This window comes from Halomonas sp. NCCP-2165, assembly GCF_023708045.1.
Classification (GTDB): Bacteria; Pseudomonadota; Gammaproteobacteria; order Pseudomonadales; family Halomonadaceae; genus Bisbaumannia; species Bisbaumannia pacifica.
Genome location: NZ_BRCY01000006.1, coordinates 73783 through 98557, shown reverse-complemented (window position 1 = coordinate 98557; position 24775 = coordinate 73783). Strand labels below are relative to the sequence as shown.

Sequence of the window (24775 nt, the reverse complement as noted above, 5' to 3'; positions counted from 1 at the left end):
GGCTAGGCTAACGACTCACGGCACACCCCATGCTTCTCCATCAGCCGGTAGATGGTCACCCGCGAGACCCCGAGTTCACTGGCCGCCGAATTGATTCTCGCCTTGTTGCGCCCCAGCGCGGCGATCAAGGCCTGCTTCTCGGCTCGCTCCCTGGCTTCCTCCAGCGTCATTACATGGCGGAGAATGCGCCGTCGCTCGATACCCAGGTCTTCCGGCTGAATCAATCGGTTCTCGCACATCACCATGGCTCGTCGTACCCGGTTGATCAGCTCCCTGACATTGCCCGGCCAATGGTACTGACGCATCACCGCCAGGGCCTCCTTGGAAAACCCCTTCAGGCAGATCGGTTTCTCATGAGAAAAGCGCTGGAAGAAGAAGCGCGCCAGGATCTCGATATCCTCGGGGTGCTCTCGCAGGGCGGGCACCTCGATCTGCAAGACATTGAGTCGATGGTAGAGATCCTCCCGGAAGCGCCCCTCTCTGACCGCCTGACTCAGATCGACATGGGTCGCCGCCAGGATACGCACATCCACGGCGATCTCGTCGAGCCCCCCCACACGCTGGATTCGGCGCGTTTCCAAAAAGCGCAGGAGATTGACCTGGAGCTCCAGGGGAAGATCACCGATTTCATCGAGGAAGAGGGTGCCGCCATCGGCCGCCTCGATTCGCCCCACCTTGCGCTGAGCCGCTCCGGTAAAGGCGCCCTTCTCATGACCGAAGAGTTCCGACTGGATCAGGTTATCGGGCAGGGCCCCGCAATTGACCGCATGGAAGGGACCGGGAGCCCGTACCGAACGCTCATGGATCGCCTGGGCCGTCAGCTCCTTGCCGGTTCCCGACTCACCATGGATAAAGACCGTGGCCTCCACCGCCGCCACCTTTCGAATCGTCTTGAATAGCTGCCACATCACCGGCGTCGTGCCCACCATCTCATATTCGCCGGACTCGGCCTCGCTACGGACCTGATATTCGCTCTCCTGCTGTTGCAGCCTCGCCACCGCCAAGGCGTTATGAAGCAGCAACTCCAGGCAGGGAGGATCGACCGGATGACAAAGAAAACCTTGACAAAGATCGAGCAGCAGCCGCCTTACCCCGGCCGCCTCCAGCGCTTCCTCGGTCAACAGCCCTACCCAGGGATGCTGGCTTTTCAGCATCAGTGCCTCCATTCGCTTCAGGGCCTCCATGGTGCAGCGATCGAGGATAACCAGGCCGACCCGGAGACTCGAACCGGATTCCTCAGCACCCACTCCATGGCCCTCCTTCACCGGCTCAATTGCCCAGCCCTTCTCCTTTAGCTCATGAATCACTTCTTGATAGTCGCAACTCTCTCCCAATAGCAGCACCCGTGCCAGCGACTCCATGCGTCCTCCCTCCACTTCGGCCCCATGACTCCCCAAGTGGCTGATGTTTCTGGGCGAAAAGGATGTTTCGCACAGTCGAAAATGTTATATAAAAGAATCCATATAAAGATAAATACAATTAGAAACAGTCTGTAACATTTCTCCATGTCCTACCAACTATAGACGCCGGAGCACCTTATGTCCTGAACGGCAAGGCCGACTCGGCATCGGCGCAATAGGCGCTCAGGTGGCGGGCCTCTTCGGCACAGAAGCGCACCACGGCATCGCGCAGCCGTGGATCGGCGATATGGTGCAGGGAGCGCAGCCGCAGCGGCGCGAAGCCCCGGGTCAGCTTGTGCTCGCCCTGGGTGCCCGGATCGAAGGTGCTCAGTCCCTTGGCCAGGCAGTGCTCGATTCCCTGGTAATAGCAGGCCTCGAAATGCAGGCTGTCGGCCATCACCTCGCTGCCCCAGTAACGGCCATAGAGGGTATGGGCACCCTGCAGGCTGAGGGCCGCCGCCACCGGGCGCCCCTCCAGCCGGGCCCGCACCAGCAGCAGTGCCTCGGGCAGGGTCGCCCGCAGCCGACGGAAGAACTCCAGCGGCAGGTAAGGACGCTGGCCCCGCTCCAGGTAGGTCAGGCAGTAGCAGCGGTAGAAGTGCGACAGTGCCGCCTCATCGATGGCCTCGCCCTCCAGGCGCTCCAACTGCAGCCCCTGCTCGGCGACCCGGCGCCGCTCGCGGCGAATCGCCTTGCGCCGCTTGGAGGTCATGGCGGCCAGGAAGCCATCGAAGTCGCCGAACCCCGCATCCCGCCATTGGAACTGCACCCCATGACGCACGACCAGCTCGGGCCGGGCCTCGAGCCAGGCGTCCACTTCCGACGCCTCGGCAAACAGCAGGTGCCAGCCGGACAGCGCGCTGCCCTCCCACTGGGCGGCCAACTGCCGCCGCGCCTTTGCCGGGTCGATATGCGGGGCCAGCAGCAGGCGTGGCCCCGGCGCCGGGGTAAAGGGAATCGCGCTCAGGGCCTTGGGATAGTAACGGCCCCCCGCCCGCTCCCAGGCATCGGCCCAGCCCCAGTCGAAGACATACTCGCCCCGGGAGTGGCTCTTGTGATAGAGCGGCAGGGCCCCGACCAGTTGCTCGCCCTGCCAGAGGCAGAGGTGCCGCGGCGTCCAGCCGGTGGCAATAGAGACCGCCCCGCTCGCCTCCAGGGCGGCCAGGTACTCGTGACGCAGGAAGGGATAATCCTCCCCGACCAGGGCATTCCAGCGGGGGGCGGCCACCTCATCGATGGCGGCCAGCGGCTGCACCCGCAGGGCGGGGCGGACGGGTCCAGGCATAGGGCGGAGTCTCGAGGGACGCTCTCAAATGGCAAGGCTTCGACCATAACGACGCGGCGCCCACCGGAAAAGTGGGCGCCGCCAGATACCGCGAAAGATCAGCAGCGTCAGCGCCGCGCAGCCTGGCGCCTAGGCTCGGGCTCCTCCGCCGTAGCAGCGGAGTCGCCGGCCGCAGGCTCGGCGGCCGAACGCGACGCCGGGGCATCTTGGGGACGGCAGGCGGCCAGCAGGGCCTCGAACTGCTCGCGGGTCAGCTCGAGACGCTCGCTACCCTGGCCGGGTGCCCAGCAGACCCACAGCACCGGCGTGGCCTGGGCCTGATCGACGCCCACGATTCGCCCTTCACGGCCCTTCTGGGTATCGCGAAGCGAGAGCCCCAGCAAGGGCTGCACATCGACGGGGGGTGGGAATCTCACTCTGCCAGTCACGGCGGCTGCTCCATGTTAGTCACCATTCAGCGTCCATCGCTGATGGGCCTAAGCCTAGCAGCTTAGCGCCGGACAGGCATCGTTGGCCAGCGCCGAAGTCAAGCATCGCGGCGGAAACGAGAACGGGTACCCGAAGGCACCCGTGAAGCGCAGGACATGACATCACCATGACACCGGAGCGGAGCCGTGAGTCGCCGTGGGCATGGCGACGCCATATCGTGCCGGGGGCGGATCAGCGCGCCGCGGCCATGGCCAGGGCGGTGTCCAGCATGCGGTTGGAGAAGCCCCACTCGTTGTCATACCAGGCCATGACCTTGACCAGGCGACCATTGACGCGGGTGTGGTTGGCGTCAAAGGTGGAAGAGTGGGCGTCGTGATTGAAGTCGATGGAGACCAGCGGCTGGGCATTCACCGCCAGCACCGGGGAGGCCTCGGCGGCCTTGGCGACGATGGCATTGATCTCTTCCTTGGTGGTATCGCGGCCGGCGGTAAACACCAGGTCCACCAGGGAGACATTGATCACCGGCACCCGCACCGCCAGGCCGTCCAGCTTGCCGTCGAGCTCCGGCAGCACCAGGCCCACGGCGGCGGCGGCGCCGGTCTTGGTGGGAATCATCGACTGGGTGGCACTGCGCGCCCGATAGGGGTCGCTATGGTAGACGTCGGAGAGGTTCTGGTCGTTGGTGTAGGCATGCACCGTGGTCATCAGGCCGTTCTCGATACCCACCGCATCCTGCAGGGCCTTGGCCACCGGCGCCAGGCAGTTGGTGGTGCAGGAGGCGTTGGAGACCACCCGATGCCCGGCCTCGAGCACGTCCTCGTTGACGCCATAGACCACGGTGGCATCGGCATCGGAACTGGGGGCGGAGATCAGCACCTTGCCGGCGCCGGCCTCCAGATGCTTGGCGGCGGCCTCGCGCTTGGTGAACAGGCCGGTGCACTCCATCACCAGGTCGACATTCAGCGCCGACCAGGGCAACTGGGCCGGGTCGCGCTGGGAGGAGATGGCGATGCGGTCGCCGTCGACGCTGAGGCTCTCCTCGTCGTGCTCGACCTTGAACGGGAAGGGACCATGGACGCTGTCGCGCTGCAGCAGCAGGGCATTGAGGGCCGGATCGCCCAGGTCGTTGATGGCGACCACCTGGACCCGGTCACGATAACCGTTTTCATAGAGGGCCCGAAGGACATTGCGGCCGATGCGGCCAAAGCCATTGATCGCGACACGTAGGGTCATGCTGGCATCCTCGCGTTCTTGTGCTGTCGAGTCGATGACGACGGTCCGGATCGGGAGCCGACGCCCGTAACACTGAAAGATTACTATCTATGCCCCCCAATTTGGCCCAAAGTCGGGGAGCTTTCAAGGTATTTTTTTGCTAAGTTTACAACATCAGGTATCGCCGGGCCGGCGATACCCCGCCATTTCACCCAGACGAGGTTGCCATGACTGCCCAGACGCCCCCGCTCAATGACGTCGTCAATCGTGTGACACAACGCATCGCCGAACGCTCCGCCGAACGCCGCGCCCTCTATGAGGCGCGCATGGAGGCCCAGCATCGCCGCGGCGTACACCGGGGCGAGCTCTCCTGCGGCAACCTGGCCCACGGCTTCGCCGCCTGCGGCGAGACCGACAAGGGTCGCCTCAAGCTGATGAACAGCGCCAACCTGGGCATCGTTTCGTCTTATAACGACATGCTCTCCGCCCACCAGCCCCTGGAGAGCTACCCGGAGATCATCAAGGAGGCGGCCCGGGCCATGGGCTCCACCGCCCAGTACGCCGGCGGCGTGCCGGCCATGTGCGATGGCGTCACCCAGGGCCAGCCGGGCATGGAGCTGTCGCTGTTCTCCCGAGAAGTGATCGCCATGGCCACCGCCGTGGCCCTCTCCCATAACATGTTCGATGCCGCCCTCTACCTGGGCGTCTGTGACAAGATCGTCCCGGGGCTGTTTATCGGCGCGGCGCGCTTCGGCCACCTGCCGACCCTCTTCGTCCCCGCCGGTCCCATGCCCAGCGGCCTGCCCAACAAGGAGAAGGCACGCATCCGCCAGCTCTATGCCGAGGGCAAGGTGGGCCGCGAGGAGCTGCTGGAGGCGGAGTCCGCCTCCTACCACAGCCCCGGTACCTGCACCTTCTACGGCACCGCCAACTCCAACCAGCTGATGATGGAGATCATGGGCCTGCACCTGCCCGGCGCCTCCTTCGTCAATCCGGGCACCCCGCTGCGCGAGGCGCTGACCCGCTACGCCGCCGAGCAGGCGATCCGCAACAGCGAGGCCGGCGGCACCTATCGCCCCTTCTACAAGCAGGTCGACGCCCGGGCCATCGTCAACGCCATGGTCGGCCTGCTGGCCTCCGGCGGCTCCACCAACCACACCCTGCACCTGGTGGCCATGGCCGCCGCGGCGGGCCTCACCATCACCTGGGACGACTTCACCGAGCTCTCCGCGGTGACCCCCAGCCTGACCCGCATCTACCCCAACGGCCAGGCCGACGTGAACCACTTCCAGGCCGCCGGCGGCATGAGCCTGCTGATTCGCGAACTGATCCAGGCCGGCCTGATCCACGCCGATATCCCCACGGTGTTCGGCACCGACCTGACCGCCTACACCCAGGAGCCCTTCCTCGAGGACGGCGAGCTGGTGTGGCGCGAGGGCCCCACCGAGAGCCTCGACGCCGAGGTGCTGCGCGGCGTGGCCGAGCCCTTCGCCCCCACCGGCGGCCTCACCGTGCTGGACGGCAACCTGGGTCGCGGGGTGATCAAGGTCTCGGCGGTGGCCGAGGAGCACCGCGTCGTCGAGGCCCCGGCACGCATCTTCGAGGATCAGAACCAGCTCAAGGCGGCCTTCGAGGCCGGCGAGCTCGACCGCGACCTGGTGGTGGTGGTGCGCTTCCAGGGCCCCAAGGCCAATGGCATGCCGGAGCTGCACAAGCTGACCCCCTTCCTGGGCGTGCTCCAGGATCGCGGCTTCAAGGTGGCGCTGGTCACCGATGGGCGCATGTCCGGCGCCTCCGGAAAGGTGCCGGCGGCCATCCATATGACCCCCGAGGCCCTCGACGGCGGCCCCTTGGCGCGGCTGCGCGACGGCGACGTGGTTCGCCTGGACGCCAACGCCGGCACCCTCGAGGTCAGGGTCTCCGCCCATGACCTGGCCGAGCGCGAGCTGGGCGAGCCCCACCTGGAGCACTACCACCAGGGGCTGGGTCGCGAGCTGTTCGCCGGCTTCCGCCATCTGGCCAGCGGCTCCGAGCACGGCGCCTCGGTATTCGGCGGTTTCGAGGCCGACGACCTGGCCCAGCAGGCCGGCCAGATCCACGACGAAGACGCCTAAGGGGACCGCCCCAATGATTCGACCAGCGCTTATCGGTGATATCGGTGGGACCAATGCGCGCTTCGCCCTGGTGACCCCTGGCGCCTTCGAGCCCCACGATATCCTCAGCCTGCCCTGCGCCGACTACCCGGGCCTGGTGGAGGCGGTCAACGACTACCTGACGCGGGTCGGCGCCACCGGCGCCCAGGCGCCCCGGGAGGCGTGCCTGGCCTTCGCCTGCCCGATCCGCGGCGATCGGGTCAAGATGACCAACAACCACTGGGCCTTCTCCCGGCGCGAGACGCAGCAGGCCCTGGGCCTGACGCTCTTCAAGGTGATCAACGACTTCACCGCCCAGGCCCTGGGCGTGCCCCATGTGGCCGAGCCGGACCTCGTCGAGGTGCAGCCCGGCGAGGCCCTGCCACACACCGCCCGGCTGGTGATCGGCCCCGGCACCGGCCTCGGCGTGGCCGGCCTCTTCCCCGGCCGCCGGGCCTGGATCCCGCTGCCCACCGAGGGCGGCCATGTCACCTTCGCCCCCACCGACGAGCGGGAGCAGAACCTGCTGCGCCACTTCCGCAACCGCTACGGGCGGGTCAGCGTGGAGCGCATCCTCTGCGGCCAGGGGCTGCTCGACCTCTACCTGGCCCACTGCTCCCTGAAGGGCGCCCCGCCCCGCTACGCCAGCCCCGCCGAGGTCAGCGAGGCCGCGGGAGCGGACCCGGTGGCCCGTGATACCCTGCTGCGGTTTCTGAAGATCCTCGGCGACGTCTGCGGCGATGCGGCCCTGACGATGGGCGCCCGGGGCGGGGTCTACCTGTGTGGCGGCATCCTGCCGCGGTTGCTCGACTGGCTGCCGCGCAGCCGCTTCCGCGAGGCCTTCGCCGCCAAGGGGCGCATGGGCGACTACACCGGGGCGATCCCGGTGCAGGTGGTCACCGCCCCCTGGCCCGGCCTGCTCGGCGCCGCCGAGGCCCTCCACAATCCCGAGGTCGACTGACCCCTGTTAATACCCCCAGGAGAGCCCCGATGATTCCCGATTCCCTGCGCCAATTGCTGGATGCCACCCAGGGCCAACGCCGCAGCCACTGGCAAGGCCGCGAGGTGTGGCTGGCCAACGAGGCCTGGGGGGAGCTGGCGCTCTCCCTCCAGGGTGCCCAGGTCCTACATTTCCGGCCGGCGTCTAATAAAGAGGGCAACGGCTGGCTATGGGTGACCCCCACGCCCCAGGCGATGCCCGGGGCGATCCGCGGCGGCATCCCGCTGTGCTGGCCCTGGTTCGCCGATGACCGCTATGCGGACGAAACGGAAGACCATAGCGGCCCCTTCCATGGCACCGCCCGCAAGGCGGAGTGGCGCCTGGACGCGGTGGACGAGCACGAAGGCGGCGTGGAGCTGCATCTCTCCCCGGAGACCCGACTGCATGGCCAGCTCAGCCCGCGGCTGATGGTCCAGGCCAACGCCAACCGCCTGCACGTGGAACTGATCACCGAGCACACCGGCGAGACCCCGGTGAAGCTCAGCGGCGCCCTGCACAGCTACCTGGCGGTCGGCGATGCCCAGGCCTGCCGCGTCGAGGGACTGGCCGGGGCCCGTTACCTGGACAAGCTCCGCGACTTCGCCGAAGCCAACCAGCAAGGCGAGCTGGGGGTGCGTGGCGCCGTGGATCGCATCTACCACAGCAACGCCGAGCTGACCCTGGACGATGGCCGGCGCCGCCTGCGCATCGCCCGCCAGGGCAGCGACTCGGCAGTGGTCTGGCACCCCGGCGAGGCCCTGCCGGAGGACATCGCCGCCGAGGCGGCCCGGCACTTCCTCTGCGTCGAGTCCGCCAATACCCGCCTCGACCCGGTGTGGCTGGTGCCCGGGGCCCAGCACCTGCTGGGCACCACCCTGTCCCTCGCGGAAGACACCCCATGAGCGCCGTCGAAGTGCCCCTGGTACTGGGCATGATGCGTCTCCACGAGGCCCGGGAGCTGCAGGCCCCCGAGCGCCTGGCCGACTGGATCGAGGCACGCCTCGACCAGGGCCTCGACTGGTTCGATCATGCCGATATCTACGGCGACGGTCAGGGGGAGGCGCTGTTCGGCGCCGCCCTCAGACACCGCCCGAGCCTGGCCTCGCGGGTGCGTATCGTCACCAAGGCGAGCATCGTCACCCCCCAGCGCGATGCCTCCGGCCAGGCGGTCAAGCACTACGACGCCTCGCCGGCCTATCTGGGCGCGGCCATCGACGCCGCCCTGACGCGGTTGGGGGTGGAGCGCCTCGATCACTTCCTGCTGCATCGCCCCGACCCGCTGATGGATGCCGAGGCCACCGGCCGCGCCCTGGACGACGCCGTGGCGGCCGGCAAGATCGCCGCCGCCGGGGTCTCCAACTTCCTGCCCGAGCAGTGGCGGCGCCTGCAGGGCGCCATGCACCAGCGGCTGGCGGTGCATCAGCTGGAGCTCTCCCTGCGCCATAGCACGCCACTCTTCGACGGCAGCTACGACGCCCTGCAGCGGGATGGCCTGACGCCCCTGGCCTGGTCACCGCTGGGCGGCGGCAGCGTCTTCGAGGACCGCCTGGGCCGGGTGCTGGCCGCCGAGGCCGAGTCCCACGACTGCAGCCCCGGCGCCCTGGCCCTGGCCTGGCTGCGCCGCCTGCCCGGTCGCCCCACCCCGGTGGTGGGCACCCTCAATCCCGAACGCCTGGACGCCCTGCGACGGGCCCCCGAGCTGTCGCCGCCCGCCTGGTATGCCCTGCTGGAGGCGGCACGCAGCCACCGCGTGGCCTGAGTTTCCCCAAACAACGATACCGATGACCCGGAGGACCCCATGTTTCAGCTGACCCGTAGCGTCACCTGGCAAGCCCTGGAGCGGCTCTGCCGCGAGACCGCCAAGGACCGCATCCACGACTACTTCGCCGCCGACCCGGCGCGCTTCGACAAGATGAGCCTGCGGGTCGGCGGGCTGTTCCTCGACTACTCCAAGCACCTGGTCTCCGACGAGGTGCTGGAGAAACTGCTGGAACTGGCCGACCACTCCGCCCTGGTGCAGCGCCGCGCCCAGATGTTCTCCGGCGATATCATCAACGTCACCGAGGATCGCCCGGTACTGCACACCGCCCTGCGCCACCTGGGCGACTCCCCGGTCCATGTGGACGGCAAGGACGTAATGCCGGAGATCCACCGCACCCGGGAGCAGATCCAGCGCTTCTCCGAGGCGATCCGCAGCGGCGAGTGGAAGGGCTACAGCGGCAAACGCATCAAGGACGTGGTGAATATCGGCATCGGCGGCTCCGACCTGGGTCCCAACATGGCCTGCCGGGCGCTGCTCAAGTACCGCCACCCGGAGCTCAGCTTCCACTTCGTCTCCAACGTCGACGGCACCCATATTCAGAAGGTACTCAGCGGCCTCAATCCCGAGACCACCCTGTTCATCGTCTCCACCAAGACCTTCTCCACCCAGGAGACCCTGCTCAACGCCAAGACGGCGCGGCGCTGGTTCCTCGACAACGCCGGCGAGGACGCCGACGTGGGCGCCCACTTCGTGGCCGCCTCCACCAACCGCAAGGCGGCCATGGAATTCGGCATCCGCGAGGAGAACGTCTTCGAATTCTGGGCCTGGGTCGGCGGCCGCTACTCCATGTGGTCCTCCATCGGACTGCCCATCGCCCTGTCCATCGGCTTCGACGGCTTCATGGAGCTGCTGGAGGGCGCCCACGAGATGGACGAGCACTTCATCTCCGCCCCCTTCGCCGAGAACATGCCGGTGCTGATGGCGCTGATCGGCATCTGGTATATCAACTTCCAGGGCGCCGAGACCCAGGCCATCGTGCCCTACGACCAGGCCCTGCATCAGCTGCCCTCCTTCCTGCAGCAGCTGGACATGGAGTCCAACGGCAAGTCGGTGGATATCTTCGGCCACCCCGTCGACTACAAGACCGGGCCCATCGTCTGGGGCCAGACCGGCTCCAACGGCCAGCACGCCTTCTTCCAGCTGCTCCACCAGGGCACCCGCTTCGTGCCCATCGACTTCATCGCCTCGCTGAAGCCGGAGCCGGGCTTCGAGGATCACCACTTCGCCCTGCTCACCAATATGCTGGCCCAGGCCAACGCCTTTATGGAGGGCAGCCAGGAGGGCGGCCAGCTCGATCCCTACAGCTGCCCCGGCAACCGCCCCTCCAGCACCCTGCTGCTCGACGAACTGACGCCGAAGAACCTGGGCGCGCTAATCGCCCTCTACGAGCACAAGGTGTTCGTCCAGGGGGTGATCTGGAACATCAACTCCTTCGACCAGTGGGGGGTGCAACTGGGCAAGCGCATCGCCGGCGAGATCAGCGAGCGCATCGACGAACGCACCCAGGACTTCGACGCCTCCACCCAGGGGCTGCTGGCCCTGGTGCGCCAACACTTCCCGGGCCGCGACCCGGCCCGCGCCGCGGATCGGGCCGAGTCGGCCAAGACGACTCCCGAGCAAGGCGCCCCCACCAAGGGTGGCAAGGCCAAGCGCGGCAAGGAGCAGACCCAATGATTCCGGTGATCGCCTTCGGAGAAGCCCTGGTCGATATGCTCTCCAGCCGCCTCGGCGAGGCGGCAGGCGACGCCCCGGAGACCTTTACTCCCTATGCCGGCGGCGCCCCGGCCAACGTGGCGGTGGCCTGCGCGCGGCTCGGCGTGCCCAGCCGCTTCCTGGGCATGCTCGGCGACGACCACTTCGGCGACTTTATCGCCGAGGAACTGGCCGCCCACGGCGTCGACACCGGCGGCGTGGTGCGCACCCGGGCGGCGCGCACGGCCCTGGCCTTCGTCTCCCGGGATGCCAGCGGCGAGCGCACATTCGACTTCTACCGCCCCCCCGCCGCCGACCTGCTCTACCGCCTGGAGCACCTGCCCCAAGGGGTCTTCGCCGAGCCGGCCATCCTGCACCTGTGCAGCAACAGCCTCACCGAGCCGGCCATCGCCGAGACCACCCTGGCCATGGCCGAGATGGCCCGCCGGGCCGGCTGCCTGGTCAGCGTCGACGCCAACCTGCGCCACAACCTCTGGGCGGGCGGCCGCGCCGATGCGCCCCTGGTCACCCGGCTGCTGGATGGCGCCGACCTGCTCAAGCTCTCCCGGGAGGAGGTCGACGACCTGCGCGGCGACCATGCCGAAGCCGCCTGGCTGGCCGAGCGCCTGGCCGCCGGGGTCAAGGCCATCGTTATCACCGACGGCCCCGACGCGGTACGCCTGCTGGGCGCCGGCCGCGAACTGAGCGTGGCCCCGCCCCGGGTCCAGGCGGTGGACACTACCGCCGGCGGCGACGCCTTTATCGGCGGCCTGCTCGCCGAGCTGGCCGCCCACCTGGAGAGCGCCGGCATCGCCAGCGACTGGCACCAGGACGACGCCTTCCTGACCCGGGCGGTGACCACCGCTAGCCACTGCGGCGCCCATGCGGTAACCCGGCCCGGCGCCTACGCCGCCCTGCCCACCCGGGAGGATCTGGCGGCCCGCTGAAGCCCCCGACTCGATCCCACGCCTCGCCCACTCAGGGCGGGGCGCTGGCGTTTTCGTCAGACAAAAAAGACCCGCCGGGTGGCGGGTCAAGACACAGCACTAGCTTTGCTACGAGCGGGCTGTCGAGAGAGAAGCGGTACAGAGTCTCAGTGGTGAAAGCGCTCGGCGGCCTGGCGGGCCAGATCGCGGATGCCGTCCCAGTCCTCGGCCTCGATCAGGGCCTTGGGGGTCAGCCAGGAACCGCCCACGCACATCACATTGGGCAGTGCCAGGTAGTCACCGGCGTTGTCCAGGGTGATGCCACCGGTGGGGCAGAAACGCGCCTCGGGAATCGGCGCACCGAAGGCCTTGATCGCCTTGACGCCACCGCTGGATTCGGCGGGGAAGAACTTGAAGCGACGGTAGCCGTACTGCCAGCCGGTCATCAGCTCGGAGACGGTGGCCACGCCGGGCAGCATGGGTACCGGGCTCTCCACGCCATAACGGTAGAGGGCCTCGGTGGCGCCGGGGGTGACCACGAAGTCGGCGCCGACCTTCTCGGCCTGGCGATACTGGGCCGGGGTCAGCACGGTGCCGACGCCGATGCTGGCCTTGGGCAGCGCTGCCTTCATGCGCGCCACGGCGTCCAGGGCGCAGTCGGTGCGCAGGGTCACCTCCAGCACCGTCAGGCCGCCCTCGACCAGGGCGCGGGCCAGGGGCACGGCGTCCTCGAGGCGCTCGATGGTGATCACCGGGATCACCTCCGCCTTGAGGCAGATGCTGTCGATCTCGGTGGTGCGGGTGGAAGGCAGCTGTTTATCGATGGTCATAGTGAAAACTCCACATCGGGGCGGGCGAGGCATACCCGGCCGGGAAATCGGAAAATCAGGGCGCCCAGTAGATCGCCAGGGGGCAGGCCAGGAAGGCACGGATCGGCAGCTCGCGGACGTCGTCACCGGCCAGGGCTCGGCCCAGGACGCTGCGCTTGTCCTCGCCGCTGAGGTGCAGGAAGTGGCGGCGAGCCTGATGCAGGCGGTCGGCGCTCAGGGTGATGCGCGGCTGGGGCTGGCTGGGGGTGCGCACCGCCACCAGGGGCTCGGCGGTGCTCAGGGCCAGCCCCAGCTCCTGGCTGTCGGGGAACAGCGAGGCGGTATGGCCGTCGCCGCCCATGCCGAGGATCACCACGCTGGCCGGCCAGCTCAGCGCCGCGAGGCGCTCGGCCACCTCCGCCACGCCCTGCTCGGGAGTAGCGGCGTCACAGGTCAAAGGCACGAAATTGGCCGCCTCGGCGGGGCCCCGCAGCAGGGTCTCGCGGACCAGGCGGGCATTGCTGTCGGCGGCGTCCTCGGCCACCCAGCGCTCGTCGGCCAGGGTCACGTCGACCCGCTCCCAGGGCAACTCCGCCCGGGACAGGGCCGCGAAGAAGGGCTTGGGGGTCGAGCCCCCGGAGACCACCAGCAGGGCCCGCTCCTGGCGGCTCAGGTCCTCGCGCAGCGCCTCGGCTACCGCCTCGGCCAGTTGCGCGGCCAGATGTTCACGGGAGAGATTGCTCATCTTAGTAATCCTCGTACCAGCTACGGCCGTCCTGGGTGATCATGGCGGTCTGGAGAGAGCCGACGGCCCCAGGGGGCCATCGGCCGCCCTTAATAGTCTTCATACCAGCTACGGCCATCCTGGGTAATCATCGCAATCGATGCCACCGGTCCCCAGGAGCCCGCCGGGTAGCGCCGCGGCGCGTCGTCCCGGGCCTCCCAGGCGCCGATCAGCTGATCGATCCAGCGCCAGGCATACTCGACCTCGTCGCGGCGCACGAACAGGTACTGCTGACCCTTCATCACCTCGAGCAGCAGGCGCTCGTAGGCATCGGGAATCCGCGACTTGGGGAAGGCGCTGTTGAAATCGAGGTCCAGGGGCCCGGGGCGCAGGCGCATGCCCTTGTCCAGGCCGCTGTCCTTGGTCAGCACCTGCAGGGCGATGCCCTCCTCCGGCTGCAGGCGGATGATCAGCTTGTTGCTGGCCAGGCCGCGCTGGTCCGGGTCGAAGATATAGTGCGGCTGCTGGCGGAAATGGATAACGATCTGCGAAAGCTTCTCCGGCATGCGCTTGCCGGTGCGCAGGTAGAAGGGCACCCCCGCCCAGCGCCAGTTGGCCACCTCGGTCTTCATGGCCACGAAGGTCTCGGTGCGGCTGGTGGTATTGGCGCCCTCCTCGTCCAGGTAGCCCGGCACGCTCTGGCCATCCACCGAGCCGGCGATATACTGGCCGCGCACCACGTCCCGCTCCAGCACCTCCGGCGTGAAGGGCTTGAGGGCCTTGAGCACCTTGACCTTCTCGTCGCGGATAGCGTCGGCATCCAGGTTGGAGGGCGGGTCCATGGCGATCAGGCAGAGCAACTGCAGCAGATGGTTCTGGACCATGTCGCGCAGCTGGCCGGCCTGGTCGAAGTAGCCCCAGCGCCCCTCGATGCCCACCTTCTCGGCCACGGTGATCTCCACATGGGAGATATGGTTCTGGTTCCACTGGGTGCCGAACAGGGGGTTGGCGAAGCGCAGGGCGATCAGGTTCTGCACCGTCTCCTTGCCCAGGTAGTGGTCGATGCGATAGACCCGCGACTCGGGGAAGACGGCGCCGATGGCGTCGTTGATCGCGTTGGAGGAGTCCAGGTCATAGCCGATCGGCTTCTCCACCACCACTCGGGCGCTGTCGTCCAGGCAGTCGCCGGCCTTGAGGTTATGGCAGATGGCGCCATAGATGCTCGCCGGCACCGCCAGGTAGATCATCAGCGGGCGAGCGTCCGGGGCCTGCCCCCGCCAGTCGCGGATGGTCGTATAGCCTTCGGGCTTGGCGAAGTCGACACTAAGGAATTCCAGCCGCTCCAGGAAGCGAGCCAGGCAGGCCTTGTCCAGGGTCTCGCCCTTGAGGTGGGTCTTCAGCGCCGCGGTGACCTTGTCGCGAAAGGCCGCGGTCTCCAGGGTCTGGCGGGCCAGGCCGAGGATGCGGGTGGTCTCGCCCAGCAGCCCCTCCCGCTCCAGGTGATAGAGCGCCGGAAACAGCTTGCGCAGGGCCAGGTCGCCGAGTGCGCCGAACATCGCCAGATCGACGCTGGGTGTCGCCGAGGCGACGGAACGGGTCTCTTGGGTCATGCCGCACCCTCTGGAAAATGGTTAACTTACCTAAAAAATACGTTATTCATGCCAGTAATGGCAACTATTTTAAGTAATTTTACAACCAAAGTGTCACCCCCGATCGCCTCCCCGGCGTCCATGCCTAGCGTCCCAAGGAGTGACCGTCTAGGATAGTGCCAGACAATGTAGTGAAATAACTACATGATAGCGCGCCCGAGCCCGAGTCACAGGGCCGCGCCTCAACGTCTCAATCACCGCCCCAAGCCAGCAGAGAGAACGCGACCCACGATGGCCAGCCATGACCTGATCGAACGCATCCGCGCCCGCCTCGATGAGCTTAACCGCTCCGAACGCAAGGTCGCCGACGTCATCCTCCAGGACCCCGCCTCGGCGACCGGCATGAGCATCGCCGCCCTGGCCCAGGCCTCCTCGGTCAGTGAACCCACGGTCAACCGCTTCTGCCGCAACTTCGACGCCAAGGGCTACCCGGACTTCAAGATCAAGCTGGCCCAGAGCCTGGCCGGCGGCACCCCCTATGTGAGCCGCAACGTGGAGCGCAACGACAGCGCCGCCGACTACGGCGACAAGATCTTCGGCGCCACCGTGGCCGCGCTCGACGATGCCCGCCGCGCCCTGGACGCCAGACGTATCGAGCGCGCCGTGGATTACCTGATCCAGGCCAAGCAGATCCACTTCTTCGGCCTCGGTGCCTCGGGCCCGGTGGCCCAGGACGCCCAGCACAAGTTCTTCCGCTTCAACCTGCCGGTGATGGCCTACGAAGACGTGCTGATGCAGCGCATGGTGGCCGCCGCCTGCCATACCGGCGACGTGGTGGTGATCATCTCCTATACCGGGCGCACCCGGGAACTGGTGGAGATCGCCCGCCTGGCCCGGGAGAACGGCGCCGTGGTGCTCGGCATCACCGCCCCCGCCTCCCCCCTGGCCAAGGAGTGCACCGAGACCCTGGAGGTCACCACCCCGGAGGACACCGACGTCTATATGCCGATGACCTCGCGGATGATCCACCTGGCGCTGATCGACGTGCTGGCCACCGGCGTGACCCTGCGCCGCGGCGAAGACTTCCTCGGCCACCTGAAGAAGATCAAGGACTCCCTCCAAGCGACCCGCTACCCGGCCCAGTAGGGCCGGAGCGGGGTCACTCAGCGCCGAGAGACCAAGCTTGCCTATGACTTACTGGCACCGAGGTAGGGTGGCCATGGGTTTTGTGGGAGCGAGGCGGTCCGGCGCCCCGGGCTCCCTCGCGATTGGGCGCCGCAGGCGCCCTGGGACTTGGCCAGGATGAGGTGTGATGGTCTTACGCCGAAGTGCGAAGGACCTTACTGCTTCACTTCGATAAACCATTTTGGCTGCATCTCATCGAAGTCCGTGCGGATATTCGAGGGAAGGTAACCGGCCGAATCCAGCACCACGGCCTGCCCCTCCAGGCGCTTGAATACCACCCAATGCCAGAAGTTTCTCCCCTCCTCCCGGTGGTGCTTGATAGACAGCAAGGCCAGATCGGGCAGCTTGCTCCACGACTCGAAGGGAGTCTCACCGGCAGAGGCCTCGACCCCGGCGCTGGCCAGCAGCCTTCTTACATACCGGGTGTCTGACCACAGCGATTTATCCTCGGCATGGATGCCCATGGCGTTTGCCATGGCCTTTATTTCCGCATAGGACTTCCCAAGAATATTGGCAACCGAGGCGATGCCGCATCCCGAGATTTCTTCCTGAGCCACGACTTCCATGATCTGCTATTCCTTGATTTATAACGCCAAGCCTTCGGCGGATAAAAGCAATAGGGTGAATCCCTATCCCCCTACCTTGAAAACGCAGGCAGGGTGAAGGAAGACCCAATGCACCTCTGATAACCCCTCTTTCCCGTCCAGCGGTCTCGTCCATTCCATAAAGGGCAGGTTGGACTTGCTTTCCCTTCCAGGTAGTCGATGCCCCCCTCGCGGGGGCAACCGATGATTCGATCGGGCATCACGACGGATTTGTCCCCTGCTTCGCCGGAATCTCTTGATCTCTTTCAGGATGAGCGCATCGCTTTTTACGTCTTTTTCAGAATGCCACTTCTTGATCGCTTCTGGATCGGCACCCTCATAGGCTTTATCGACGCATATGCTTTTTAGAGGACTCTTCTAAAAAACAAAAGGATTACTAGCTCACCCCACCACACTCTCATCATCCCAGTCCTCGGAAGTGATCCACTCCCAGAAACTGTTGACGATATTGACACGGCGATGAGCACGCGGCAAAACAACATAGAACCCCGGCACCTCTTCTTCTGGCATGCCCGCCAAAGCATCAATCCCCAACGGGGCGACCAATCGCCCAACCCTAAGGTCATCCATAGCATCGATCTTGGAGATCAACCCCACGCCAAGTCCGGAAATAGCTCCCCTGCGCATTGTGGCGGCATCTTGGAACTGGATTTCATTACTAGGCTCATGCTCCCCCAACCCAAGGTAGGAAAGCACACTTGACCACAAGTTACGGGCTAATACTGGGTGCAACAAGGGAACTCGTGTCAGGTCCTTTGCCGTATCAATTTTTTCGGCAACTTCTGGGGAGCAGCAAATAATCTTAGGGTCTTTAACCAGCAGAGTAGCATCGTAATCGCCCCACTGTCCGAAGCCCCACTGAATGGAGATATCCACCTCATCGGCAGCAAAATCGGGCAGCTTCACCATGGTGGTAAGACGCAGGTCAGCATCCGGCAGCTTGTCGCAGAAGCGGTTCAGGCGCTCCATAAGATAGCGCATGGCGAAGAACGGGCTGACATTGATGTTGATACGATTGCGGTAGGTCGAGCGCGTGATCCGGTTGACCCCCTCGCTAAGCTCGTCAAAACCCGCCTGCACGAAAGGAGACAATATCATTGCCTGCTCGGTGGGCTCGATGACGCGCGCCTTGCGCTCGAACAAGGGCACCCCCAGGATGTCCTCCAGCAGGCGAATCTGCTGGCTTACGGCCTGGGGGCTGATCAACAGTTCATCCGCTGCCCCCCTGAAGCTGCCGTGGCGCATTACGATCCAAAACACCTTCAGGGAGTTGAGTGGAGGTAAACGAATATTACGTACCGTCATGTTCGGTTTCCCTCCTCATGTGCCAACGGATGATTATACAGTCTTGATGTCACTTGTGCCCCGCCTTGGGCGACGGGACACGGAGCATCAGATGACCGCCTTCTCGAGGAAGGGCCGATTCTCGAGGATGCGCTCGTAGCCGACCTCTGACAGATCCAAAGTCCGATAACTGCCGTAGGTAATCAGCTCGGAAACTGCCCGACCTGTGGCCGGTGCTTGCTGCAAGCCGTGACCCGAGAAGCCGCTAGCGAAGATGAAGTTGCGCACCTGCGGGTGACGCCCCACCACCAGGTTGTGATCTAGGGTGTTAAAGTCGTAGTGCCCTGCCCACTGGTTGATGACTTTGATCGCCTCGAAGGCCTCAGAGCGTTCCGCCAGGGTTGGCCAGATGACCTCCTCGAACTCATCGTAGCGTGGATCGAAGTCATCCCAGTCGACCGCCGGATCCTCGATCGGCGGACAACCGGACAGGAAGTACCGACCCTCGGGACGACAGAACACGCCGGAGGGATCGATCATCAGCGGCAAACGCCCCTGGTTGACCCTGGCCGTGCCTTCCGGCGTCTGGGCGCAATCGAAGACGAACAGCGTACGTTTACGCGGCTCGACGGGAATGTCGAGTCCGGCCATCCGAGCAGTCAGCGAGGCGCGCGTGCCCGAGGCGTTGATGACGGTGCCCGCCCGGACAGTGCCTCCCGATTCAAGCCTCACACCAGTGATGAGATCACCCTCGCGCTCTATGCCGACCACCTGGTCCTTGACATAGTCGGCCCCCAGGGCACGCGCCTTCGCCTTGAAGCCTTGCATCATGCCAGTGTTGTTGAACCAGCCTTCACCGGAGCGGCCATAAGAGGCCAGCTCGATATCCTCTACCCGCAGATGCGGGAAGGCCTCCGCCAGTTCATCGCGGTTCCACAGCACCACATCCGCGCCACAGGCGCGCTGGACGTCGTGGTTCTCCTTGAGGGTCTGCACCTGATCGGGGGTGCTAGCCAGGAACAGGTAACCACCTTCGTGGAAGTGGAGGTCCGGCTCGTCATCGCCGACCTTCATGGTCTGGGCAAACTGCTTGATGAACTCGGTGCCGAACTGGCTGATCTTGACGTTGATCGGGTTCGAGAACTGATTGCGGATCGCCGACGAGGATAGCGAGGTTGCCGCAGTCACATAGGTCGGATCGCGCTCCACGACGAGGATCGAGCCGTCGAAGTCGGGATTCGCCGCGAGGAAGTAGGCAATGGAGGAGCCGATGACGGCTCCGCCCACGATCACGACATCATATTGCTCTTTCATTTTGTCTCCTCGTCGTCGGGATGGCCCAGGTTGACGAACCAGCCACCGATGCAGCGGGTCGAAGGGTCCATCGGATCAGTCGGGGCGGTCTTGGCCTCGAGCGCCTCGCGATAGGGCTCGGAGCTATCCTGCGGCACATAGCCGAGGTGACCGGCATTGTCCATCTTGACCGGTTTGACCTTATTATCGGACATGCCTGCGGTGATGGTGTGGCCCAAGTGCGGCGCGGTCAGGCAGGCCTTGACCAGGCGTACGCAATCGTCGAATGACAGCCAGGACCAAAGCATGCGGCGATCGGCCGGCTCGGGGAAGGACGAGAAGATGCGGACGCAAGCACTCTCGATACCGAACTTGTCCCAGTAGAGGCTCGAGAGCGACTCGACGAAGTTCTTGGACACCCCGTATAGGCTGTCCGGACGTGGCCGGGCATCGCAATCGATGTGATCATCGATCTGGTGATAGCCGATGGCATGCACCGAGGAAGCATAGACGACACGCTTGACGCCATGCTGACGCGCCCCCTCGTAGATGTGGTAGGAGCCCCGGATGTTGGAATCCAGAATGTCCTGCCAGGGCCGCTCAAGCGGGGCACCACCAAAATGCACGATGGCGTCGACATCACGGGTCGCGTCGAGGACCGCGGTCTCATCGGAAAGGTCGAACACCAGGGCTTCTTCATGATCCTGGAGGTCGGCGATCTCGACCCGGTCGGTCAGTCGCAGGTGGTTGGCCAGCGGCGCCAGCCCCTTGCGCAACTCGCTACCTAGGCGCCCGGCGGCACCGGTGATCAGGATACGATTGTAGGGTTTCGCCATCAGATTGGCCTCCTATCGTTCGAGTTTGGCGATCGCCGCCGCGATGCGAGCAATCGCTTCGTTGAGGACCACTTCCGAGGTCGATCACGTCGCCCCCGGTGGCCGCCAGATCCTTGGCGGCCAGGGAAACGGCCATGGAGGCCGAGGGCTTCACTACCGCCAGACGATCGGCGATAGAGATCATGCCTGACCCTCAGTGACATAGCCCTTGATACGGTCCGCGTCGCGCTCCTCGGCCAGCCGCTCGCCCGGATCGCCGTAGCCACCGCCACCCGGCAGCTCCAGCACCAGGCGACGACCTGCCGGCACGTGCTGCCAGCCCTTGGGACGCAGCTTGGTGCCATCGTCCAGCGACACCTTGCCGGGCGCGCCATCGGCGCCGCCGTCGCGGCCGCGGGGCGCGGCGTTCACTCGATCGAACATGGCCGAGAAGTTGAACTCATGGCCATCCGCCGGCGCGATCTCGATGATCTGCCCCAGCCCCCCCCGATACTTGCCGTCACCGCCGGAATCGGGCCGCAGCTCCTTGCGCCAGACCACGATAGGCCCGGTGTGCTCGGTGGCCTCGATAGGCATGGTGTGCACGCCAGAGGGAAAGGCGGTGGCCGAGAGACCGTCCAGGGTCGGGCGCGCGCCCATGCCACCGGAGTTGAACATCAGCACCTCGGCGCGACGGCCCTCGGCGTTGCCGGCGGGGCGAGCCGAAATATGAACGTTCCACAGCGCCGCAGCCCCCTCGGCCAGCACCTTGCCCGGCAGTGCCTGGGCCAGCGCCCCCAGCACCAGGTCGGGCACCATGTGGCCAATCACGTGACGCACCGAGACCGGCGCCGGACGTTCGGCGTTCAGGATGTTGGTCGGCGAAGAGACGCTGAATACCGCCAATGACGCGGCGTTGTTGGGAATATCCGGGGCGACCACGCTCTTGAGCGCATAGCAGGCGTAGGCCTTGGTGTAGATCAGCGGAACATTGATCCCCCAACGACTCATGGCATCGGTGCCCGTGAAGTCGACGTTCAGTCCCGCCTCGCCGATGCTGACCTCGGCGGCCAGCTTGACGGGCTCGTCGTAGCCGTCGGTCAGCATGTCGTTCGACCAGGCGCCCCGCGGCAGGTCGGCCAGACGCTCCATGATCGCGGTATGCGTACGCGACAGAATGAAGTCGCCGAGGCGGTCGAGGTTCTCGAGCCCCACCTCATCTAGCATGGAAATAAGGCGATTGTGGCCCACATCATTGCATGCCGCCAGCGAGTAGAAGTCACCGATGACCTGGTTGGGCTCGCGCACGTTGAGGCGCAGGATCTTGAGCAGGTCCTGGTTGACCTCGCCGCGCTCGGCGAACTTCATGATCGGGATTTGGACGCCCTCCTCGTACACGGACTGGCCATCCGCGCCGAAGCCACGGCCACCGATGTCCACCACATGGGCGGTGCAGGCGAAGAAACCGATCAGCTCGTCACCCTTGAAGGACGGCGACACCATGGTGATGTCGTGCAGGTGGCCGGTGCCCTTCCAAGGATCGTTGGTGACGTAGGTGTCCCCGGGATACATCTCTTCCCGCGGAATCTCGGCGATGAAGTGCATGACCGCCTCGGCCATGGTGTTGACGTGGCCCGGCGTACCGGTCACCGCCTGGGCCAGCATGTCGCCCTTGGCGTTGTAGACACCAGCGGACAGGTCACCCGCCTCGCGCACGGAGGTCGAGAAGGCCGTACGCAACAGCGTCATGGCCTGCTCTTCGACCACCGAGATCAGCCGGTTCCACATCACCTGCAAACGGATTTCGTCCATATCGCTCATGCCACAAACCCTTTACGAACAAGAAGAATGGCGCCATCGTTCTGCACGACGGCATCGAAGGGGGACGTCACAATGGTCGAGGTCTCACGCTCGACAATGACAGCCGGACCCGCGACTCGCGCCCCCGGCTGGAGGGTGTCGCGAGGTACGATCGCGGTCGGTAGATAGGCGCCCTTCGCCGGGTCGAAGACATCCCGATGCGTCTCGGCCTCGACGGGCTGGCCGTGGTGCTCGAGGGCAACCTTGGTCGGCTCGGGACGTTCGTCCTGTGCCTTGATCGACCAGGTGACGAACTCGATCTCTGGCCCTTCAATCGCGCGACCGAAGAACTGGGCATAGCGCTCTCGGAAGCGCGATTCGATCATCTCCTTGTCCGCTTCTGTGAAATCCCGGTTGGGCAGAGTCACGGGGATCTCCCAGCCCTGGCCGGCATAGCGCATGAAGGCGGTCACCTCGCAGAGTACCTCGCCGTCGGTTCCTGCCCGTACGAAGCCTTCGGCCGTAGTGCGAAGGTCGCCGAGCATACTGTTGAGGGCAGCGGGATCGAAGGACGACAGGCTCATGATGTTGGACGCCAGGGCCTCGTAGCCGAACGGGGCCTTGAGGAAGCCAATCGCGGAGCCGACGCCGGCACCTTTCGGGATCAGGCAACGCGACACGCCCAGTTTCTCGCACAAGCGAGCGGCGTGCAGAGGCGCGGCCCCACCGAAGGCGGTCATCACGTACTCATCGATGGTCTTGCCGTTCTCGACCGTATGCACTCGAGCGGCATTGGCCATGTTCTCGTCGACCATCTCGCAGATGCCAAATGCCGCAGCCTTGGCATCCAGATCAAGCTTGTTGCCGACGTCGCGGCTAATCGCCTCTCGGGCACCGTCGACCGACAGCTTGATCTTGCCACCGGCGAAGTTGTTCGGGTCCAGCTTGCCGAGGACCAGATCGGCATCGGTGATCGCCGGGCGCTCACCGCCGCGCTGGTAACAGGCCGGACCGGGTTCGGAACCGGCCGACTCGGGACCGACCTGGATGCGTCCCATGGCATCCACGGAAGCGATGGAACCGCCGCCGGCCCCGATCTCGATCATCTCGATGACCGGGATCGAGATCGGCATGCCAGAGCCCTTGCAGAAGCGGTAGGTGCGCGCGACCTCGAAGGTGCGGGCGGTCTGCGGCTGGAAGTCGTCGATCAGGCAGACCTTGGCGGTGGTGCCCCCCATGTCGTAGGACAGCATCTTGTCGATGTCAAAACGGTTGGCGACGTCGGCGGCGAAGATGGCGCCGCCCGCGGGGCCTGACTCGACCAGGCGCACCGGGAACTCGGAGGCCGTCTCTACCGTGATCAGGCCACCGCCGGAATGGATCATGAACACCGGGCAGCCGGCGCCCATCTCCTTGAGTCGATCCTGGAGGCGCGACAGATAATCGGCCATCTGCGGACGCACATAGGCGTTGGCACAGACGGTATTGAAGCGCTCGAATTCGCGCATCTGCGGCGACACCTCGGCCGAGATCGAAATCGGCACGGATACCTTGCGCGACAAGATCTCGCGGGCACGCTTTTCGTGCTCCGGGTTGAGGTAGGAGTGGATGAAGCCGATGGCCACCGCCCCATAGCCCCGCTCGACCAGGGTATCGGCCAACCGCTCTAGGGCCTCCTCGTCCAGCGGAGCCAGCTCCTGGCCCTGGGCCCCGATACGACCGGCGATGGGGAAACGATCCTCGCGGGAGATCAGCGGCGTCGGCAGCACCAGGTCCAGGTCATATTGTTCGAAGCGGTTCTCGGTCCGCATCTCGATTACGTCCCGGAAGCCTTCGGTAGTCACCAAGGCCGTCTTGGCACCGCGCCGCTCGATCAGGGCGTTGGTGGCCAGCGTGGTGCCATGGATGATGATGTCAATGTCCGACGCCGAGATGCCGGCATCGCGAGTGACGATCTCCACCCCATCCAGGATGGCCTGCTCGGGGGCCGTGTAGTTGGTCAGCACCTTGGTCGAGTAGAGCGTGCCGCGCACGTCCAAGGCGATGTCAGTAAAGGTGCCACCGATATCGGCACCCAAACGGATATCTTGATTTGTCATTATACGAAGTCCTTTGCGTCGAGGGACGCCTGACGCATCTGGCTGAGCGTCTGGCGAGGGGTTAGCGCTTCGAGGGAAATGGTCAACTCGAGCAGCGCGCCGCTGGTAGACGCCAGCGCGCGCTCGAAGGCCGCCGGGAAATCGTCCGTCTGCTCGACGCGTTCGGCATGAAAGCCATAGGCCTGCGCCAGCGTGACGAAATCCGGGTCCTGCTCCATGGTGGTGCCGACGACCCGCGTCGGATAGTGGTGCTCCTGATGGGCACGAATGGTGCCGTAGATGCCATTGTTGAGGACCAGCACGATGGGCTGAGCCCCGGCCTGCATGACGCTGCCCCCCAGCGCCAACAGACTGTCGACAAGTAACTGTCCTCCGTTGCGCATCATGTGCTCTTGTCCTTTGTGATTCGCTGTCATAAAACCGTGCCTTGCAGGCAACCCGAACCAGGAAATCAATCGGCCTTCGATCGCCATCACACGGCGCTACCCGATCATTTTCGTTTCACTAGATCATGCGCCCGAGGCGGGAAGCGGAGAAATCAAGAAAATCCGCCCTTTGACAATTTTTTCTTGCCCTTAAAGAGTTCCTAAAGCTCTTCATCCACAGGCCTTTCGGGGCTACAGCGGGAAAAACAGTCGGTTATCCATCAAGTAGAACTGACCGATGGAGTTAGGCCATCGGGGGTTGCACCGTCG

21 protein-coding genes are annotated in these 24775 nt (G+C 65.4%); 7 read left to right on the top strand and 14 right to left on the bottom strand.

Annotated elements, in window-relative coordinates:
* Nucleotides 1-2: 2 nt before the first annotated feature.
* The 4 genes from NFU04_RS05015 to gap all read right to left on the bottom strand — a co-directional run bounded on the left by NFU04_RS05015 (nucleotide 3) and on the right by gap (nucleotide 4347).
* On the bottom strand, nucleotides 3-1361 hold the full coding sequence (locus NFU04_RS05015; RefSeq protein WP_251308402.1) for a sigma-54 interaction domain-containing protein: 1359 nt from the start codon (nucleotides 1359-1361) through the stop codon (nucleotides 3-5).
* Nucleotides 1362-1536: 175 nt separating this feature from the next.
* Entirely contained in the window at nucleotides 1537-2685 is a 1149-nt protein-coding gene (locus NFU04_RS05010) for a GNAT family N-acetyltransferase (RefSeq protein ID WP_251308401.1), read from the bottom strand.
* Nucleotides 2686-2792: 107 nt separating this feature from the next.
* Nucleotides 2793-3101 carry a hypothetical protein gene (locus NFU04_RS05005; protein WP_251308400.1) on the bottom strand — a complete coding sequence of 103 codons (309 nt, stop codon included), beginning with the start codon at nucleotides 3099-3101 and terminating at the stop codon, nucleotides 2793-2795.
* Nucleotides 3102-3345: 244 nt separating this feature from the next.
* Nucleotides 3346-4347, bottom strand: coding sequence for a type I glyceraldehyde-3-phosphate dehydrogenase (gene gap / locus NFU04_RS05000; protein WP_251308399.1), 1002 nt, complete (start codon nucleotides 4345-4347; stop codon nucleotides 3346-3348).
* Nucleotides 4348-4553: 206 nt separating this feature from the next.
* Here gap and edd point away from each other — a divergent pair, with 206 nt between their 5' ends.
* The 6 genes from edd to NFU04_RS04970 are packed head-to-tail and all read left to right on the top strand — an operon-like array spanning nucleotide 4554 to nucleotide 11898.
* On the top strand, nucleotides 4554-6440 hold the full coding sequence (gene edd, locus NFU04_RS04995; protein WP_251308398.1) for a phosphogluconate dehydratase: 1887 nt from the start codon (nucleotides 4554-4556) through the stop codon (nucleotides 6438-6440).
* A 13-nt stretch (nucleotides 6441-6453) separates the two neighbouring features.
* Complete coding sequence (gene glk / locus NFU04_RS04990; RefSeq protein WP_251308397.1) at nucleotides 6454-7419, top strand: glucokinase; 966 nt, start codon at nucleotides 6454-6456, stop codon at nucleotides 7417-7419.
* A gap of 29 nt (nucleotides 7420-7448) precedes the next feature.
* Complete coding sequence (locus NFU04_RS04985; RefSeq protein WP_251308396.1) at nucleotides 7449-8339, top strand: D-hexose-6-phosphate mutarotase; 891 nt, start codon at nucleotides 7449-7451, stop codon at nucleotides 8337-8339.
* Nucleotides 8336-9196 carry an aldo/keto reductase gene (locus NFU04_RS04980; protein WP_251308395.1) on the top strand — a complete coding sequence of 287 codons (861 nt, stop codon included), beginning with the start codon at nucleotides 8336-8338 and terminating at the stop codon, nucleotides 9194-9196. The genes NFU04_RS04985 and NFU04_RS04980 overlap by 4 nt, the downstream gene beginning before the upstream one ends.
* Nucleotides 9197-9235: 39 nt before the next feature.
* Entirely contained in the window at nucleotides 9236-10933 is a 1698-nt protein-coding gene (pgi, locus tag NFU04_RS04975; protein ID WP_251308394.1) for a glucose-6-phosphate isomerase, read from the top strand.
* Complete coding sequence (locus tag NFU04_RS04970; RefSeq protein ID WP_251308393.1) at nucleotides 10930-11898, top strand: carbohydrate kinase family protein; 969 nt, start codon at nucleotides 10930-10932, stop codon at nucleotides 11896-11898. The genes pgi and NFU04_RS04970 overlap by 4 nt, the downstream gene beginning before the upstream one ends.
* 146 nt (nucleotides 11899-12044) lie before the next feature.
* On the opposite strand, the gene NFU04_RS04965 is transcribed toward NFU04_RS04970, so the two are convergent.
* From NFU04_RS04965 to zwf, 3 genes are all read right to left on the bottom strand, one after another.
* Nucleotides 12045-12707 carry a bifunctional 4-hydroxy-2-oxoglutarate aldolase/2-dehydro-3-deoxy-phosphogluconate aldolase gene (locus NFU04_RS04965; RefSeq protein ID WP_251308392.1) on the bottom strand — a complete coding sequence of 221 codons (663 nt, stop codon included), beginning with the start codon at nucleotides 12705-12707 and terminating at the stop codon, nucleotides 12045-12047.
* Between the two features lie 55 nt (nucleotides 12708-12762).
* A complete protein-coding gene (gene pgl / locus NFU04_RS04960) occupies nucleotides 12763-13431 on the bottom strand; it encodes a 6-phosphogluconolactonase (RefSeq protein ID WP_251308391.1) in 669 nt (222 codons plus the stop codon).
* Nucleotides 13432-13520: 89 nt separating this feature from the next.
* Nucleotides 13521-15020 (bottom strand): glucose-6-phosphate dehydrogenase, encoded by a 1500-nt coding sequence (zwf, locus tag NFU04_RS04955; protein ID WP_251308390.1) that lies wholly within the window; start codon nucleotides 15018-15020, stop codon nucleotides 13521-13523.
* 270 nt (nucleotides 15021-15290) lie between these two features.
* On the opposite strand from zwf, the gene NFU04_RS04950 reads away from it, so the two are divergent.
* Nucleotides 15291-16145 carry a MurR/RpiR family transcriptional regulator gene (locus NFU04_RS04950; RefSeq protein WP_251308389.1) on the top strand — a complete coding sequence of 285 codons (855 nt, stop codon included), beginning with the start codon at nucleotides 15291-15293 and terminating at the stop codon, nucleotides 16143-16145.
* A 194-nt stretch (nucleotides 16146-16339) separates the two neighbouring features.
* On the opposite strand, the gene NFU04_RS04945 is transcribed toward NFU04_RS04950, so the two are convergent.
* The 7 genes from NFU04_RS04945 to NFU04_RS04915 all read right to left on the bottom strand — a co-directional run bounded on the left by NFU04_RS04945 (nucleotide 16340) and on the right by NFU04_RS04915 (nucleotide 24466).
* The gene (locus tag NFU04_RS04945; protein WP_251308388.1) at nucleotides 16340-16750 is read right to left on the bottom strand and encodes a hypothetical protein; all 411 of its coding nucleotides are present in this window, start codon (nucleotides 16748-16750) and stop codon (nucleotides 16340-16342) included.
* A gap of 420 nt (nucleotides 16751-17170) precedes the next feature.
* A complete protein-coding gene (locus tag NFU04_RS04940; protein ID WP_251308387.1) occupies nucleotides 17171-18094 on the bottom strand; it encodes a LysR substrate-binding domain-containing protein in 924 nt (307 codons plus the stop codon).
* Between the two features lie 87 nt (nucleotides 18095-18181).
* Nucleotides 18182-19387, bottom strand: a complete 1206-nt coding sequence (locus NFU04_RS04935) for an NAD(P)/FAD-dependent oxidoreductase (protein ID WP_251308386.1) — start codon at nucleotides 19385-19387, stop codon at nucleotides 18182-18184.
* Nucleotides 19384-20202: an NAD-dependent epimerase/dehydratase family protein gene (locus NFU04_RS04930; RefSeq protein WP_251308385.1), complete on the bottom strand. Its 819-nt coding sequence runs from the start codon at nucleotides 20200-20202 to the stop codon at nucleotides 19384-19386. Before NFU04_RS04930 ends, NFU04_RS04935 begins: the two co-directional genes overlap by 4 nt.
* 180 nt (nucleotides 20203-20382) lie before the next feature.
* Nucleotides 20383-22002 carry a hydantoinase B/oxoprolinase family protein gene (locus NFU04_RS04925; RefSeq protein ID WP_251308384.1) on the bottom strand — a complete coding sequence of 540 codons (1620 nt, stop codon included), beginning with the start codon at nucleotides 22000-22002 and terminating at the stop codon, nucleotides 20383-20385.
* Nucleotides 21999-24080: a hydantoinase/oxoprolinase family protein gene (locus NFU04_RS04920; protein WP_251308383.1), complete on the bottom strand. Its 2082-nt coding sequence runs from the start codon at nucleotides 24078-24080 to the stop codon at nucleotides 21999-22001. Before NFU04_RS04920 ends, NFU04_RS04925 begins: the two co-directional genes overlap by 4 nt.
* Nucleotides 24080-24466 (bottom strand): thiamine pyrophosphate-dependent enzyme, encoded by a 387-nt coding sequence (locus tag NFU04_RS04915; RefSeq protein ID WP_251308382.1) that lies wholly within the window; start codon nucleotides 24464-24466, stop codon nucleotides 24080-24082. Before NFU04_RS04915 ends, NFU04_RS04920 begins: the two co-directional genes overlap by 1 nt.
* Nucleotides 24467-24775: the final 309 nt, after the last annotated feature.